This is a genomic window from Hymenobacter fastidiosus (genome assembly GCF_039539565.1).
GTDB classification, from domain to species: domain Bacteria; phylum Bacteroidota; class Bacteroidia; order Cytophagales; family Hymenobacteraceae; genus Hymenobacter; species Hymenobacter fastidiosus.
Map to the genome: position 1 here is coordinate 15,707 of NZ_BAABDJ010000034.1, position 14,007 is coordinate 29,713.

A 14,007-nucleotide genomic window follows, 5' to 3' on the forward strand; every position below is an offset into this window, starting at 1 on the left:
CACCTCCCCCTCAGGCGCAAACCCGGCTGAGATTGGGTTCCAGCCGTAAGTTCTACCTTTGTCCGCCTCTTTGCCCCGGCTCCTCTCCCGTGCGTCGCTCCTTTGCTTTCAAGTGTACTCTGCTCGTTATCGGGTGGCTGCTGGTCGCCATTGCCAGCCTGCAGATTCCAGCGCGGACGTTCTGGCCCGGGGTTTTCGTCGCTCTTTCCCTGCCCGTAGCGCTGGGGTTGAATCTGTTGGCGGCGGGCTACTGGCTGCTGCGCAGCTGGCGGGTGGCTATCCTGCCCATTGTGGTAGCCGGGCTGACGTGGACCCACTTCCAGCGGGGGCTGGCCCTGCATCCGCTGCGTCAGGCCCCCGCGGCCAACCTTCCCGGGCCGCGGGTGCGGCTGCTCAGTGCCAACGTGCGGGTCTTCAACGTCTACAAGCACCTGCACGCCGAAGATCCTGACTCGCCCGATAAAATGATCCGGTGGGTGGCTTCCAACCCGGCCGACGTAATCTGCCTGCAGGAGTTCTACAACGAGCCGCGCAAGACGAAACGGGATAACAACCGCATGAGCACGACGGAGCGCATCGGCCGGCAGACCGGCCGCCAGGCATTTGTATCCACAACGCTGACGAACTGGATGGGCGCCGAGTTTGGCCTGGCCATCTTTTCGCGCTACCCGATCGTGCGGCGCGGTACCATTGCTTTCGGCCGCCTCACCCAGAACCACGCGATGTACGCCGATGTGAAGCTCCCCGGCGGCGATACTATCCGGGTGTTCAATTTCCATCTCCAAAGCATGAGCATGGAGGAAAAGGACATCGTGGACAGCTATTCGAGCAAGGCGGGGCTGCAGGCCAAAGGGCTGGGCCTGATGCGCCGCTTTAAGCGCGGCGCGGTGGCGCGCAGCATACAGATTGATACGCTGCTGCGCCGGTTCGAAAAATCGCCCTACCCGCTGCTGCTGTGCGCCGACCTGAACGACTTGCCCTACAGCTACAGCTACGACCAGCTGGCCGACCACTTTCAGAATGCCTGGGCCACCGTGGGCACCGGCGTGGGCACTACCTACAACGGCCGCCTGCCCTTCGTGCGCATCGACCACCAGTTTGCCGGCCCGCAGTGGGTCGTTGATGATTTCCGGGTGCATTACGAGATACCCTATTCCGACCATTTTCCGACCACGGCGGTGTACCGGCTGAAGTAGCGGGGCGGGAAAATACCGCGCCTAGAGCGTGTGGACACTTAACGAAAAAGGCGGTCATGCTGAGCTTGTCGAAGCATCTCTACCGCTTTTTTGCGGCAAAACGTCCGGTAGAGATGCTTCGACAAGCTCAGCATGACTGTTTCGATGGCTTCAAAGGCCCTTTTAGCTAAGTGTCCACACGCTCTAGTAGAGCCGTACGGTAAACCGGGCACGGACTAACTACGGTTAACGGGAATACTGCTGATTGAACTTTATGTACCTGGCTAAGGAGCTTTTGTACTGCTGGATTGCCGCCTTTGACTAAAGCGTGCAGAAAAGGCGCTATACAGGGCCGTGGCCCGCGCCAGACTACGGGTATATAACTGGTAGCCCTACTTCCCGGGCCCGGCTGAATTCGCGTTAAGCTGCCCGCCAAATCTTGCTACTTTTGCTCCATGCAGCATCCGCTTTCGCTTTATAATACGCTTACCCGCCGCAAGGAAACTTTTGAACCGCTCCATTCCCCGTTTGTGGGCATGTACCTCTGCGGGCCTACCGTATACAACGATGCCCACCTGGGCAATGCCCGCGGCCCGGTCGTATTCGACGTGCTGGGCCGTTACCTGCGCCATCTGGGCTATACGGTGCGCTACGTGCGCAACATCACCGACGTGGGCCACCTGGAAAACGATGCCGACGAGGGGGAGGACAAAATCTCCCGGATGGCCCGCGCCGCCCGGCTGGAACCCATGCAGGTGGCCGAATACTACGCCCACCGCTACCACCGCCACATGGAGCTGCTGGGCTGCCTGCCCCCCGACATTGAACCCCGGGCCAGCGGCCACATCACCGAGCAGATTCAGCTGATTGAGGAAATCATCAGCAACGGCTTTGCCTACGAGGTAAACGGCTCGGTGTACTTCGACGTGCCGGCCTACAACGCCCGGCATCACTACGGCAAGCTCTCGAACCGGGTGACGGATGAGCTGCTCGCCGGCACCCGCGATAACCTCGCCGGGCAGGAGGAGAAACGCTCCCCGCTGGACTTTGCCCTCTGGAAAAAGGCCGCCCCCAGCCACCTCATGCACTGGCCCGCGCCCTGGAGCGAAGGATTTCCCGGCTGGCACGTCGAATGCTCGGCCATGAGCCGTAAGTACCTCGGCGACACGTTCGACATCCACGGCGGCGGCCTCGACCTGATGTTCCCGCACCACGAGTGCGAAATTGCCCAGAGTCAGGCCAGCCACAGCCACTCCGACGAGGCCCGGGTGTGGATGCACAACAACATGATAACGGTGAACGGGGCCAAGATGAGCAAGTCGCTCGGCAACTTCATCACCATCACGGAGCTGCTCGAAGGCACCGGCACCACGCTCACCCAGGCGTATTCAGCCATGACGTCGCGCTTCTTTCTGCTGCAGGCCCACTACCGCAGCCCGGTTGACGTGAGTGATGAGGCCATGCAGGCGGCGCGCAAAGGCTACCGCAAGCTGATGAACGGCCTGCGCCTGCTCGACAAGCTGCGTCTGCCCGAAGGCACTGACCGCGCCGCGGATACCAGTGCCGGTGATGCGGAGCTGCAAAAGCTGGTGGCCGACGTATTCGGGGGCCTGAACGACGACCTGAACACGGCCCGCGCCATTGCCGGCCTGTTCAATCTGCTGCGTAAGCTCAACGGCTTCTACGCCAACCTGACATTGCTGGGCATGGTCAGTGAGGCCGCGCTGGCCGAAGCCACTGCGGCGTACCGCATGCTGGTGGTAGACGTGCTGGGCTTGCAGGATGAGCCCCGGGCCAATGCCGAAGCCCTGCTGGCCCTGACCCTGGAGTTTTATCAGGAAGCCAAAACCACTAAGGACTACGATAAGGTAGACCAGATCCGGGCCGCGCTGAAAGGCCAGGGCATTATTATCAAAGACTTAAAAACCGGTATCGACTGGGCGTATGAAGAATAACCGGATCTGGCTGGCGCCCGCGCTGGCGGCGTTGCTGTTGGTGGCCAGCTGCGGCCCCGATAAAACCCAAACGGCCGACACTACGGCTGCCGAGCCTCAGCTGGCCGGGGCCCCATCGTTCAACGCTGATTCAGCCTATACCTACACGGCCCGGCAGGTGGCGTTTGGGCCGCGGGTGCCCAGCTCCCCGGCTCACGCGGCTACCGGCGACTGGCTGGTAGGGCAGTTTAAGCGCTTCGGGCTGAGCGTGCGCGAGCAGCGTTTCGAGGTCATGGCGTTTGATGGCAAGATGCTCCGCTCGCGCAACATCGTGGCCCAGTTCGCCCCCCAGGCGGTCCGCCGCATCGCCATTTTCACGCACTGGGACACGCGCCCGTTTGCCGATAAGGATAAAGTGAACAAGAATGCCCCGCTCGACGGCGCCAGCGACGGCGCCAGCGGCGTGGCCGTAGCCCTGGAGCTGGCCCGCCTGCTGGCCGCTCAGCCCGACAGCCTCCAGCCTGGTGTGGGCGTCGATTTCATCCTGTTCGACTCCGAAGACTACGGCTACGATTCCTCCACCCAGAGTGAGCTGAAAAATCAGCTGACGGGTCAGGACAGCTGGTGTCTGGGCTCGCAGTACTGGGCCAAGAACATGCTGCCCGCCAACTACAAGCCCTCGTATGGTATCCTGCTGGATATGGTCGGCGGCAAAGGGGCGCGGTTCAGCCGGGAAGGCCTGTCGCGCGAGAAGGCCCTGGACGTTGTCACGAAAGTGTGGAATACGGCCGCTCAGATCGGGTATTCCGACTATTTCCCGTTCCAGGATAGCGGCGGTATCGACGACGACCACGTCTACACCAACCAGGCGGGCATCCGCACCATCGATATTATCGACTTCTCGCCGGCCGGGGAGTTTCCCGCCTACCATCATACCACCCAGGACAACATGAGCATCATCGACCGGCGCACGCTCAAAGCCGTGGGCCAGACGGTGCTGCAAACGATTTACGGGGAGTAGGTCAGGATTTCGCCCGGCCGGCTTTAGAAAACGACCTGCCAGCGGAAGGCCCAGTGCCAGCGGAGCGTGTAGGTGCCGATGCCCGCCCGCGCCAGCAGCCGCACCCAGTCGGGGCGGGTGAAAGCCCGGGCTACCGACAGCGGGGCATCGTGCTGCACGAGGTAGGAGCCGCGGAAAAGCCAGGTCAGCCACTTGATGCTGTAGTAGGCCAGCGGGTGCCGGTGCAAATCGTTGATGATGACTCCAACCCGGGCCTGCTCATGTACCTGGCGCAGCAGGGTCACCAGCTCTTCTTCCGGAAAATGGTGGCAGAACAGGCTGCAGGTGATGATATCGAAGGGCTGCCGACGGAATTCGGGGGAGAAGATATCCTGCTGCCGGAAGCTGATTTCGGGATGATGGCTCGCCTTTTCGGTGGCGTAGGCAATCATAAACGCGTTAGCATCGATGCCTACCAGCTCCATCGGCAGCCGGTGGCGACGGGCCCAGTCGGCAATGTGCCGCAACGTGTCGCCGCCGCCGCTGCCGAGGTCGGCCAGGAGCAGGGGGCGGTCAGTGGGGAAGGTGAGACGCAGGCGGTGCAGGGCATTCAGCACCACGCGGTAGCCGCCCAGCCAGGTGTTGATGGTTTCCAGCTCGTCGAGATTCTGGCGCAGGGCGTCGGAGGCCAGCGTCAGGTCGTCCATCAGCTCCTCCCCGCGGGCCCGGATAGTGAAATCAGGCATGATGCACCTGTAACAGCATGGCTTCCAGGGTCAGGCCGGGGCCGAAAGCGAAGCTCAGCACGGGCGCGCCCGCGTCGGCGGGCGTCAGCGAAGCCATCAGCTCGCGCAGCACAAACAGCACCGTGGCCGACGACATGTTGCCGTACTCGCGCAGCACCTTGTAGGCAAAGCGGTTGTCGTCGGTGCTCATGCCCAGCTCCTGTTCAATGGTTTCCAGAATCTTGCGGCCGCCGGGATGAATGGCGAAGGAGTGAATGTCGCGCAGCTTCACCGGCAGGTTCTGCAGCAAATCGTCGGTAAGCTTGCGGATGCCCTTCTGAATCATGCGTGGCACGTACGACGACAGCGTCATCTCGAAGCCGAAGTCGTTGATATGCCAGGCCATATCGGCGCGGCCGTCGGGTTCCAGGCCGCAGTGGAAGGCGGCCAGCGCCAGGCTCGGGCCATTTTGCGCCGGCGTGGCCTGCACCAGGGCGGCCGCTGACCCATCGCCAAACAGGGCGTTGGAAATCAGGTGGTCGTCCTCCCGGTTTTTCTGGAAGTGAATCGTGCACAGCTCGGTGCATATAATAAGGACGCGGGCGTTGGCATCGGCCTGGCAAAAGGCTTCGGCCAGCTTCAGGGCATTGAAGGCCGCGTAGCAGCCCATGAAGTTGACGCAGGTCCGGCGAATGTTTGACGACAGGCCCAGGGCCTGCACCAGCTCAATATCCAGCCCCGGCGCGTACATGCCCGTGCAGCTCACCGTGACTAAGTGGGTAATGGAAGCCAGGGTTACTTCCGGCACCTGCCGCAAACAATTCCGCGCCGCCGCTACCGACAGGGGCAGGGCGTGTTCCCGGTACACCGCCATGCGCTGCCCGACGCCGGGAAAGGGTTCCAGATCGGGGGTGTTGGGGAAAAAAGTGAAGTCGCCGTTTGCGCGGCTGTAATCGGGGAGCACGGAATAGCGGTGACCGATACCCGTGACCCGGTAGAGGGCGCGGAGTTTGCGGGCGTTGGCATCATCAAGCTGGAGGGCCTCAGCCATGAAGGTGGCAATCTGAGGCTGGGCAATGCGGTGGTCAGGAGTGGCAGTGCCGATGGCACAGAGGAAGCTGGTCATTGAGCGCAGTATACGCAATTGCCGCCGCTAGGGCTTGCTGGGTGAGGGTACAAAATCAGGGTTAAAAAACCGGCCCGTGGGTCTGCCGCATCAGGCCCCGTACTATTCCCGGAAAATAGCGCAGCCCGCCCACGGCCGCTTCGCTGAGCACGGGGCGGCCGAAAAGTCCCTGCACGGCCCGGCCTATCCGCAGCCGCTGCCCAAACTCCCGCTGCCATTCGCGCCGGTAAGCCGCTTCGAGCTGGGCGCGGGTAATCCGGCTGGTCAGAAACTCGTGGAGGTGGCGGGCCACAATTTCGGCCCCGTGAATAGCCATGGCCATGCCGTTGCCGCAGAGGGGCGTAATCAGGCCAGCCGCGTCGCCGCACATAAGCACATGGTCTTCGACGCAGCTTTTGGGGGCAAAGGAAATTTCGTTGATCACCTCGGGCTGGGGGTACAGAAACTCGGCCTCCCGCAGGATTTTCTTTACATGAGGATTCCGGGCCAGCACCTCGGCTTCCATCCGCGGAATGGTGCCGTGGTCTTTCAGGTTCTGGCGGGTGGTGAGGTAGCAGAAGCAGTGCTTGTCGTCTTCAATAGCGGAGATGCCCGCGTAACCGTCGGCGAAGTTGTGCAGGGCAATTAAGTCGCGGGGGAAGTCGAGGCGCAGGTGGTACTTCACCCCGAGGTAGGGGGAGCGGTGCTGAAAAAACGCGCGCTGGAGCTGCCGGTCCAGGTTGGTCCGCTTGCCGTAGGCCCCCAGCACGGTCCGCGCCACGAGGGTGCGACCGTCGGCCAAAGTTACGTGGTGCTGGTTGGCCGCTGCATCAAACGTCACGTCTGTCACGGTGGCCTGTTGGAGGAATTCTACGCCCCGCGCGCTGGCCTGCTGGTAGAGGAAGTAGTCGAGCGTGTAGCGGCTGACGCCAAAGCCGCCCAGGTCGAGTGGGGAGGTGAGCGTCCGTCCCGCCGGGGAGCTGACCAGAAAGCGTGAAATGGTAGCCGGGGCCAGGGCTGCCGGGTCGACGCCGAGGCGGCGCAGGTAAGGCTGTACTTCGTTGGAAACGTATTCGCCGCAGACTTTATGAAAGGGGTAGCGCTTGCGCTCCACCAGGGTAACGGCGTAGCCCCGCTGCCGTAGATCCAGGGCTGCCGTAAGGCCGCCCAGCCCCCCGCCAATAATGAGAACGTCCAACTTGATTCGGGGGGTAAAAGGATGAACAAGAACTACTAACCCGTTTATTTAAAGGAGACCAGTTATATTTTGCAACTCTGATTAATAATCCGTATTATCTTTGCAAACCTAATCGAGTGCCGTCCGTTAAGCAACTCAAGCGAGTTGCGCACTTATTTTTTCACGCTACAGTACACTATGATGCCACGCTTACGACTTGTTTTTTTGCTCTCCTTCTGTTGCCTGGGGGCCTTGTCCACTACCTTATCCATAGCCTCGGCTCAGGTTGCTGCGCCGCGGGCGGCTACCCGGGTAGCCGATGAAAAATCGTTTCTGGTGTATCCCAACCCCAGCAATGGTATCGTGCATATCGCCATCAACGGGTTTGAAGGGCGGAAGATGGAATTACGCATTCTCAACGTCATCGGCACCGTCATTTATCGGGAGACCATTACGGAGCTGAACGGCCCTAAAACCCTGGACCTGAGTAAATTCGCTACCGGTCTGTACTACGTGAAACTGGAAGCCGACAATGCCAGCGAAATGCGTAAGCTCGTCATTCGCTGATTCCGATCTGAATATCATTGGTTTAAAAGCAGCTTTCGGGCTGCTTTTTCGTTTTCAGGGTACTCTCCCCGCAACCTATGGGGCTGTTCGGCTACCACCAAGTGAACTTGGCTACCGGCGGTTTTATAGCCACAGAACAAAGGGCTTTTACCAGTTGCCTCACAAACAGCGACGCCTCCCGGAGGGGAGGCGTCGCTGTTTGGTTGAAGCCAGACTCAACGATTGTTGCGCACCCGTACTGGCTCGGGTTGCAGCGTTTTTCCCCAGTTGCCGAAGGTATTCCGGACAAGTTGTGCGGCAGCGGCCAACAGATCCGTGAAATGGAGGAAGGACATGAGTTGAAGATTAAAGACGAAGGAAAACCAATACTGACGCCTAACAAGGAAATGCAGGCGAACAGCCAATGGTTACATTACTAGTGCTATCAACTTAAAAACCAGGGCTTGGGTTTCAGCATAATTATGATGTTTTCAGCAGATGCTCCACTACGTACCTGGCATCGGGGCCTGCTCCGCCCATCAGGGCCGAACTGCGGCTGTTCAGCCACGGCAGCCCCAGAAATGCCAGGCCCGGAGCCTGGGTCATACCGCGGTGATGCCGGGGCTCTCCTTCCGCATCCAGCACCGGCACCTCCAGCCAGTCAAAAGCCGGGCCGTAGCCGGTAGCCCACACCACATGCTCCAGGGCCGGCGTTGAAGCCCGGTACCCCCGGAGCGCCGTAGCGTTGTCTACCTGTAGCGCCCGGCCGATAAAGGTCACATTGGGCAAGTGCCGCAGGCGGGACAGGTCACTGCTAACCACGGGCTCGGGACGCAACCGCAGCTTTGCGCCCAGCAGCGTGTGGCGGGAGGCGCGGAGCAGTCCCGTGACGGCCAGAAAAGCCCACATGGCCGTGTTGTTGGGCAGATCAGGCGTGCGGGCATCATAGGCCGCGTACACGGGCCGGCCGGTTACGGCCAGGTCAGCGGCAATTTGCAGGGCCGAGTTGCCGCTGCCCACCACGGCCACTGGCCCCTGCCCCGACAGCTGCTCCGGCCGCTGATACTGCTGGCTGTGTAGCTGCCGCACTGTTGGGGCCAGCTCCTGCGCAAACCCTGGCTGCCGCGGAGCATTGTAGGCCCCGGTACAGACGATAACGGCGCGGGCCTGGTAGTGCTGGCCCGCCGCGGTGAATACACTGTACCCGCCCGCGCCCCGCGGCCTTACCCGGACTACGCGCTGCTGCAGATGAATGGGAAACCGGAAATGGGTGGCGTAGTCGTGCAGGTAGCGGCTGGCTTCGTCCTTACTTGGGTAGCGGAGCCGGTTGCCGCTCCAGGCCCGGCCGGGCAGGTCACTCACCCAGGCCGGAGAAAACAGGGTAAGCGCGTCGAACCGCGTAGCCCAGACGTCGCCAACGGCCTGCCGGTCGTCGAGTACGACGAAGTCAGCCTGCTGCTGCTGCAGATAATAAGCGGCGGCCAGCCCCGCCTGTCCGGCCCCAATAACTATGACGTCGACGGTAAACTCAGCGGAGGTAAGCATGGCAGCAAAACAAAAAACCTGAAAATACGCCCCAAGTACCGCAATTATTGGTGGTCCTGGTTAAGCCAACCCGGGAACTGCGCCAGGTGACTGCGGCAACGGAAACCGCGGCGGCGTATGGTGGTAACCGGCATGGCGGTACGGGCTGGGTTAGTGAAGGAACAGAGAAAAGCGCGCGCAGCTCAATGGTAATATTCCGATAACATGTTTTCATAGCCAGTTTGCCACCTTTGTGGCCAGTTAGCCCCCGGGCAGCTGCCCTGCCGCTTGCTTGCTCCCCTCCCATCTTTGCCACCTTTTGCCCTTTCGTATGAAGCGTACCCTTTACCGCGTACTTAGTTTCTGCCTGCTCGGCAGCCTGGCCGTATCCTGCGCCAAAGACGAAACCGTGCAGCCTGGCCCGCAGGCCGTGGTGCAAACAGCGGATGCTACCGCCACGCGCGACAGCCACCTGACGCTGGGGAATCCGAGCGGGGCGGTGACCAATGCCACGTACTACACCAACTACCTGCTGTCTAAACCCCAGTTTGCGGCGTCCTATCACCGCGACCGGGGCATTCCGAACTGGGTGAGCTGGCACCTGAGCAGCGCCTGGACCGGCAGTACGCCCCGCCAGGACAATTTCGCTGCCGATGCCACGCTGCCCTCCGGCTGGTTCCGCGCCACGAGCAGCAGCTACACCGGCTCGGGCTTCGACCGCGGCCACAATTGCCCCTCGGCCGACCGTACCGGCTCGGTAGCCGATAACTCGGCCACGTTCCTGATGACCAACATGATGCCCCAGGCGGCCAACAACAACCAGCGTACCTGGGCCGGTCTGGAAACCTACTGCCGCACTCTTTCTGATGCCGGCAACGAGCTCTACATCATCTGCGGCAGCTACGGCACCGGCGGCACTGGCCTGAATGGCTACACCACGACCATTGCCGGCGGCAAAATCACGGTGCCCAGCAACTGCTGGAAAGTAGTGGTGGTGCTGCCCAACGGTTCCGGCGACGCCGCGCGCGTAACCACCGCCACCCGGGTTATTGCCATCAACACGCCCAATACCCAAACCGTCAATACCAGCTGGTCGGCTTACCGTACTTCCGTTGATGCCATTGAGGCCGCAACGGGTTACAACCTACTATCGGCCGTGTCTGCCACGGTGCAGAGTACTATCGAGTCGCGGGTTGATAATGGTCCGACCAACTAGGCGGCTGATTTAGGTATCCGGATACCGGTAAACGCCCTGGTCGCTTCGCCGCAGCCAGGGCGTTTGACTGAATAGCAGGGAACAGCTTCGGGGTATTATTGGCCTCCAGGCACCCAAAAAAGCGCCCGAACGCTTCAAATAAATAAGCCTTAATAATATGCAGCTATTGTAGTATATATCAGCTGCGCAATTGTATATTTAGGAGGGAGTGAAGCCCGTCAAACAGGTAAGTGATATCATGGAAGCCGCGCTGCAACGCGGCTTTCTGCATTTCCAGCCCTGCCGGGCTAACCGGCCCATCCTTAACGGTTTGATAATTTGCGGATAATTGCGGGCTAATCTGCCGTTGGGAAGTTTGTAGTACCACGCTCCGATGTTTCGTCGGGCCGGCGTTGGCCTGCCGCCAATGGATCTGCTATCCCATTCTAATCTTCCTTTCCCGGATTTTTTCGGACCCCGCTCCCGTGGATTGCTCCGTCCGGTACTGCAACAGTTTGCGCAGCTTCGGCAGCTCCAGGATCTTTACGAAGAAAGCCGGCATCTGCAGGGCAGAGAGTTTATCGGCAGCTTACTGCGCAGTCTGCACATCACCCTCGACTACGACCCGGCCGAGCTGCGCCGTCTGCCGCCGGGCGCGTTCGTCGCCCTGGCCAATCATCCGTGTGGGCTGCTTGATGGGCTGGTGCTGTTGTATCTGCTCAGCGGCGAGCGGCCCGACTTCCGGATGGTCGCCAACGATCTGCTGGCCCCGCTGCTGCCGCACCTGCCGGCCCAGCTGGTTTTGGTGAACCCGGCGCGGGCCCTGGCCGGACAGAACGTACCCGGAGTGCGCCGGCTGCTGCGCTACCTGCACAATGATGTGCCGTTGGGATTGTTTCCCGCGGGGGAAGTAGCTCATCGGCCAACTTTGTTCCGGGCGCCTCTGGAGCCGGAATGGAACCCTACGGCCGGCCGGCTTTTAAGCAAAGCCCGGGTGCCGGTAGTACCGATCTGGCTGAGTGGGCAAAATAGTGAGTCGTTTGGACTGCTGGGACTGGTGCACCCGTGGTTGCGCACGGCCCGGCTGCCGGCGGAGCTGCTCAACAAGCGGGGACAGACCATTCAGATTCGTATCGGCCAGCCCGTTTCCGCTGCTGACCTCAGTCAGCTGGCCGAACCTGACCGGCTGCCTTACCTGCGGGCCCGGGTCTACGCGCTGAGTGCCCACCCTTTGGCACCGGTGCTGCTACCGGACACCCCCGGCGTTCCGGCCGTAGTTGCCGAAACCGACAAAGCGTTGATCGAAGCTGACATGGCGGCGTTACGACCCAGCCGATGCGTGCTGCAAACCGGGTCCTGGGAAGTGTACGTGGCGCGTAAAGCAGAAATTCCTCACGTGCTGCGCGAAATCGGGCGACTCCGGGAGCTCACCTTCCGGGCGGAGGGCGAAGGAACGCAACAGCCCATCGACCTGGATGAATACGATGAATACTATCGTCATCTGTTCCTGTATGACCGGGCCGCGGGGCAGCTGGTCGGTGCTTACCGGATAGGACCGGGGCGCAGCATTCTGCGGCAGCATGGCAAGCGGGGCTTCTATCTGCATTCTTTGTTCCGGCTGAAAAAAGAACTGGTGCCCTTGCTGCGGCAGTCCCTGGAACTGGGCCGGTCGTTTATCCGGGCCGAATACCAGAAGCAGCCCCAGCCGCTGGCGCTGCTGTGGAAAGGCATTGCGGAATACCTGGCGCGGCATCCGCACTACCATTACCTTATCGGGCCGGTGAGCATCAGCAACCGGTTTTCGGCCGCTTCCCGGGCCGTGATGGTGGATTTCCTGACCAGGCATTACTTCGATGCCGAATTGGCGCAGGCGGTAGTGCCGCGCAAAAGCTTCCGCTATCGGCCCCTCGATGCCGGCGAGACGCCCGCAATTCTGCAAACCGGCCTGGAGAATCTTCCCGACCTGCACAAGCTGATTACGGGGTTCGAGCTGGGCGGCGGCGGCGTCCCCGTGCTGCTGCGCCAATACCTGAAGCAGAATGGTCGGCTGATCGGCTTCAATCTGGACCCCAAGTTTTCGAATGCCCTGGACGGCTTTATAGTGCTGGATGCCCGGGACCTGCCCGCCCGCACCCATCGCCTCCTGGATCGGTACCCCGATAACCGACCATGAATCCGGTGCTGCACGCACCAAAAAAGACCAGTCATAGTCTTGACCGGTCTTTTTTGGTGGTTGCCGGGACTAATCCTGATCGGTGGCGGGCAGGCCTACGGTGCCCTCCGCCCCGGCCGGAATACTGTTCATGTACGAACGGAAACTCATGGCCACTTCACTGGCCAGGGCGTTGGCTTGCGCCGTTACCCGGCGCTCGTTGAAAGTGCGGCTGCTGGCTTTTTCGGCGGCTAGCTGGGTAAGATAGTCCGCCATCGGAATCAGCTCCGCTGGTTTCTTAGGGTCTGGCGCTACCTGAAAGGCGCCCACGCTATAGTCGTAGCCCTTGGCCGTGGTCCGGAAAGTGAAAGTGAAGCGTACGGCCTGAACCTGCTCTTTCCCGCCGGGGGTGACGGGCTTCACCTTGCCAGTGCCCATGACGCGAACAGTACCCGCTGCCGGATCAAACGTTAAATCAGTCTTAGGGCCGTAAGCAAAATGGTTTTCTGTCCAGTCGAGGGCCCGGCGGTAAAGCACCTCGCGGTCCTGATCGTCGGCCGGCACTTGCTCACTGTATTCTACATGGGTCATCTCCTGGCCCTGGGCTGCTGACGTGGAAACCAGCAAGCTGATAAACGCAAATCCGAGTAACACTTTTTTCATGGCCGGAAGAAGTTGGAGGGAATAAAACCCGCTAGCACAAAAGTAACACCAGAAGCAGGGGTGAACTTAATAAAGGCAATTATGAATATGTTAAGTTCGAAGGCCGGTCAGCTTATCTAAGCACGGCAATGGAATAGTCAGGAAAAGACACCCCGCAAACTGCACTTCCGGGGATACCTCACGTGCGGTAGCGGTCAGGCCAGAGCTTATTGTTGTTTGGGAGGTTATAGAACTTATTTAAGTAGGCTATTGGGCTAATGCAGCATCCGCCAGGCCTGGGGCGGGAGGTATATTACCTGATTGCTGACTCCTCGGGGGATACGCTGCTAAAGAGGCCAGGTGAAAAAACACCTGACGGTCAGAATGATAAGTGGGTTTTTCCGGTCAACGGAGAGAGTTGATAAACTTCCCGGGCAAGCGGATTACCGAGGATGTTGGCTCGGTATAACATTTTAGTAACATAAACTTAATGTTACTAAACGGGTGAGGCTGGTAACAATCAGTACTTTTGTGCCGTGCTCCACCTCTCTGCCAAGAAGTAATGAAGTGCGGGACTCGACATATCGACGTCCTGCGAGAAGACCGGAAGGTCTTTTCTCCCGTTAGTTTTTTCATTTTCTCGGTTTTGCCCCGTTCACCGCTCCGGTTTCCGAAGCGGTTTTTTTATGCCCGGCCGGCTCGGCTTGGGCAGCGGCAACCGCACGTCCTGGCATTGTCTAACTCTTCATAAGTAGGTCGTGAAAATTACTTTGCAATAAAAAAAACGTCATGCTCATCTGGCGTCCGCGAAGTCGAAGCATCTCTACCGCTT

The 14,007-nt window shown here is 60.4% G+C and carries 12 protein-coding genes; 7 read left to right on the forward strand and 5 right to left on the reverse strand.

The features are described 5' to 3' along the window. The first annotated feature begins 89 nt into the window (after positions 1 to 89). From ABD833_RS13975 to ABD833_RS13985, 3 genes are all read left to right on the forward strand, one after another. A complete protein-coding gene (locus ABD833_RS13975) occupies positions 90 to 1,196 on the forward strand; it encodes an endonuclease/exonuclease/phosphatase family protein (RefSeq protein WP_345073805.1) in 1,107 nt (368 codons plus the stop codon). Positions 1,197 to 1,630: 434 nt separating this feature from the next. Continuing rightward, complete coding sequence (cysS, locus tag ABD833_RS13980; protein WP_345073806.1) at positions 1,631 to 3,130, forward strand: cysteine--tRNA ligase; 1,500 nt, start codon at positions 1,631 to 1,633, stop codon at positions 3,128 to 3,130. After that, entirely contained in the window at positions 3,120 to 4,130 is a 1,011-nt protein-coding gene (locus ABD833_RS13985; protein ID WP_345073807.1) for a M28 family peptidase, read from the forward strand. Before cysS ends, ABD833_RS13985 begins: the two co-directional genes overlap by 11 nt. 23 nt (positions 4,131 to 4,153) lie before the next feature. On the opposite strand, the gene ABD833_RS13990 is transcribed toward ABD833_RS13985, so the two are convergent. From ABD833_RS13990 to ABD833_RS14000, 3 genes are all read right to left on the reverse strand, one after another. After that, positions 4,154 to 4,855, reverse strand: a complete 702-nt coding sequence (locus tag ABD833_RS13990; protein ID WP_345073808.1) for a methyltransferase domain-containing protein — start codon at positions 4,853 to 4,855, stop codon at positions 4,154 to 4,156. Then, the gene (locus tag ABD833_RS13995) at positions 4,848 to 5,960 is read right to left on the reverse strand and encodes a type III polyketide synthase (protein ID WP_345073809.1); all 1,113 of its coding nucleotides are present in this window, start codon (positions 5,958 to 5,960) and stop codon (positions 4,848 to 4,850) included. Before ABD833_RS13995 ends, ABD833_RS13990 begins: the two co-directional genes overlap by 8 nt. Positions 5,961 to 6,021: 61 nt before the next feature. Beyond that, entirely contained in the window at positions 6,022 to 7,137 is a 1,116-nt protein-coding gene (locus ABD833_RS14000) for an NAD(P)/FAD-dependent oxidoreductase (RefSeq protein ID WP_345073810.1), read from the reverse strand. 231 nt (positions 7,138 to 7,368) lie between these two features. Here ABD833_RS14000 and ABD833_RS14005 point away from each other — a divergent pair, with 231 nt between their 5' ends. Both ABD833_RS14005 and ABD833_RS14010 read left to right on the forward strand, forming a co-directional pair. Then, positions 7,369 to 7,683 carry a T9SS type A sorting domain-containing protein gene (locus ABD833_RS14005; protein WP_345073811.1) on the forward strand — a complete coding sequence of 105 codons (315 nt, stop codon included), beginning with the start codon at positions 7,369 to 7,371 and terminating at the stop codon, positions 7,681 to 7,683. Between the two features lie 77 nt (positions 7,684 to 7,760). Next, the gene (locus ABD833_RS14010) at positions 7,761 to 8,102 is read left to right on the forward strand and encodes a hypothetical protein (RefSeq protein ID WP_345073812.1); all 342 of its coding nucleotides are present in this window, start codon (positions 7,761 to 7,763) and stop codon (positions 8,100 to 8,102) included. A 40-nt stretch (positions 8,103 to 8,142) separates the two neighbouring features. On the opposite strand, the gene ABD833_RS14015 is transcribed toward ABD833_RS14010, so the two are convergent. Continuing rightward, the gene (locus ABD833_RS14015; RefSeq protein ID WP_345073813.1) at positions 8,143 to 9,207 is read right to left on the reverse strand and encodes a flavin-containing monooxygenase; all 1,065 of its coding nucleotides are present in this window, start codon (positions 9,205 to 9,207) and stop codon (positions 8,143 to 8,145) included. Positions 9,208 to 9,517: 310 nt separating this feature from the next. On the opposite strand from ABD833_RS14015, the gene ABD833_RS14020 reads away from it, so the two are divergent. After that, positions 9,518 to 10,402 carry a DNA/RNA non-specific endonuclease gene (locus ABD833_RS14020; RefSeq protein ID WP_345073814.1) on the forward strand — a complete coding sequence of 295 codons (885 nt, stop codon included), beginning with the start codon at positions 9,518 to 9,520 and terminating at the stop codon, positions 10,400 to 10,402. 469 nt (positions 10,403 to 10,871) lie between these two features. Continuing rightward, positions 10,872 to 12,554, forward strand: coding sequence for a bifunctional lysophospholipid acyltransferase family protein/GNAT family N-acetyltransferase (locus ABD833_RS14025; RefSeq protein ID WP_345073815.1), 1,683 nt, complete (start codon positions 10,872 to 10,874; stop codon positions 12,552 to 12,554). Between the two features lie 69 nt (positions 12,555 to 12,623). Here the strand turns inward: ABD833_RS14025 and ABD833_RS14030 are convergent, their stop codons facing one another. Next, a complete protein-coding gene (locus ABD833_RS14030; RefSeq protein WP_345073816.1) occupies positions 12,624 to 13,196 on the reverse strand; it encodes a DUF4468 domain-containing protein in 573 nt (190 codons plus the stop codon). Positions 13,197 to 14,007 lie beyond the last annotated feature (811 nt).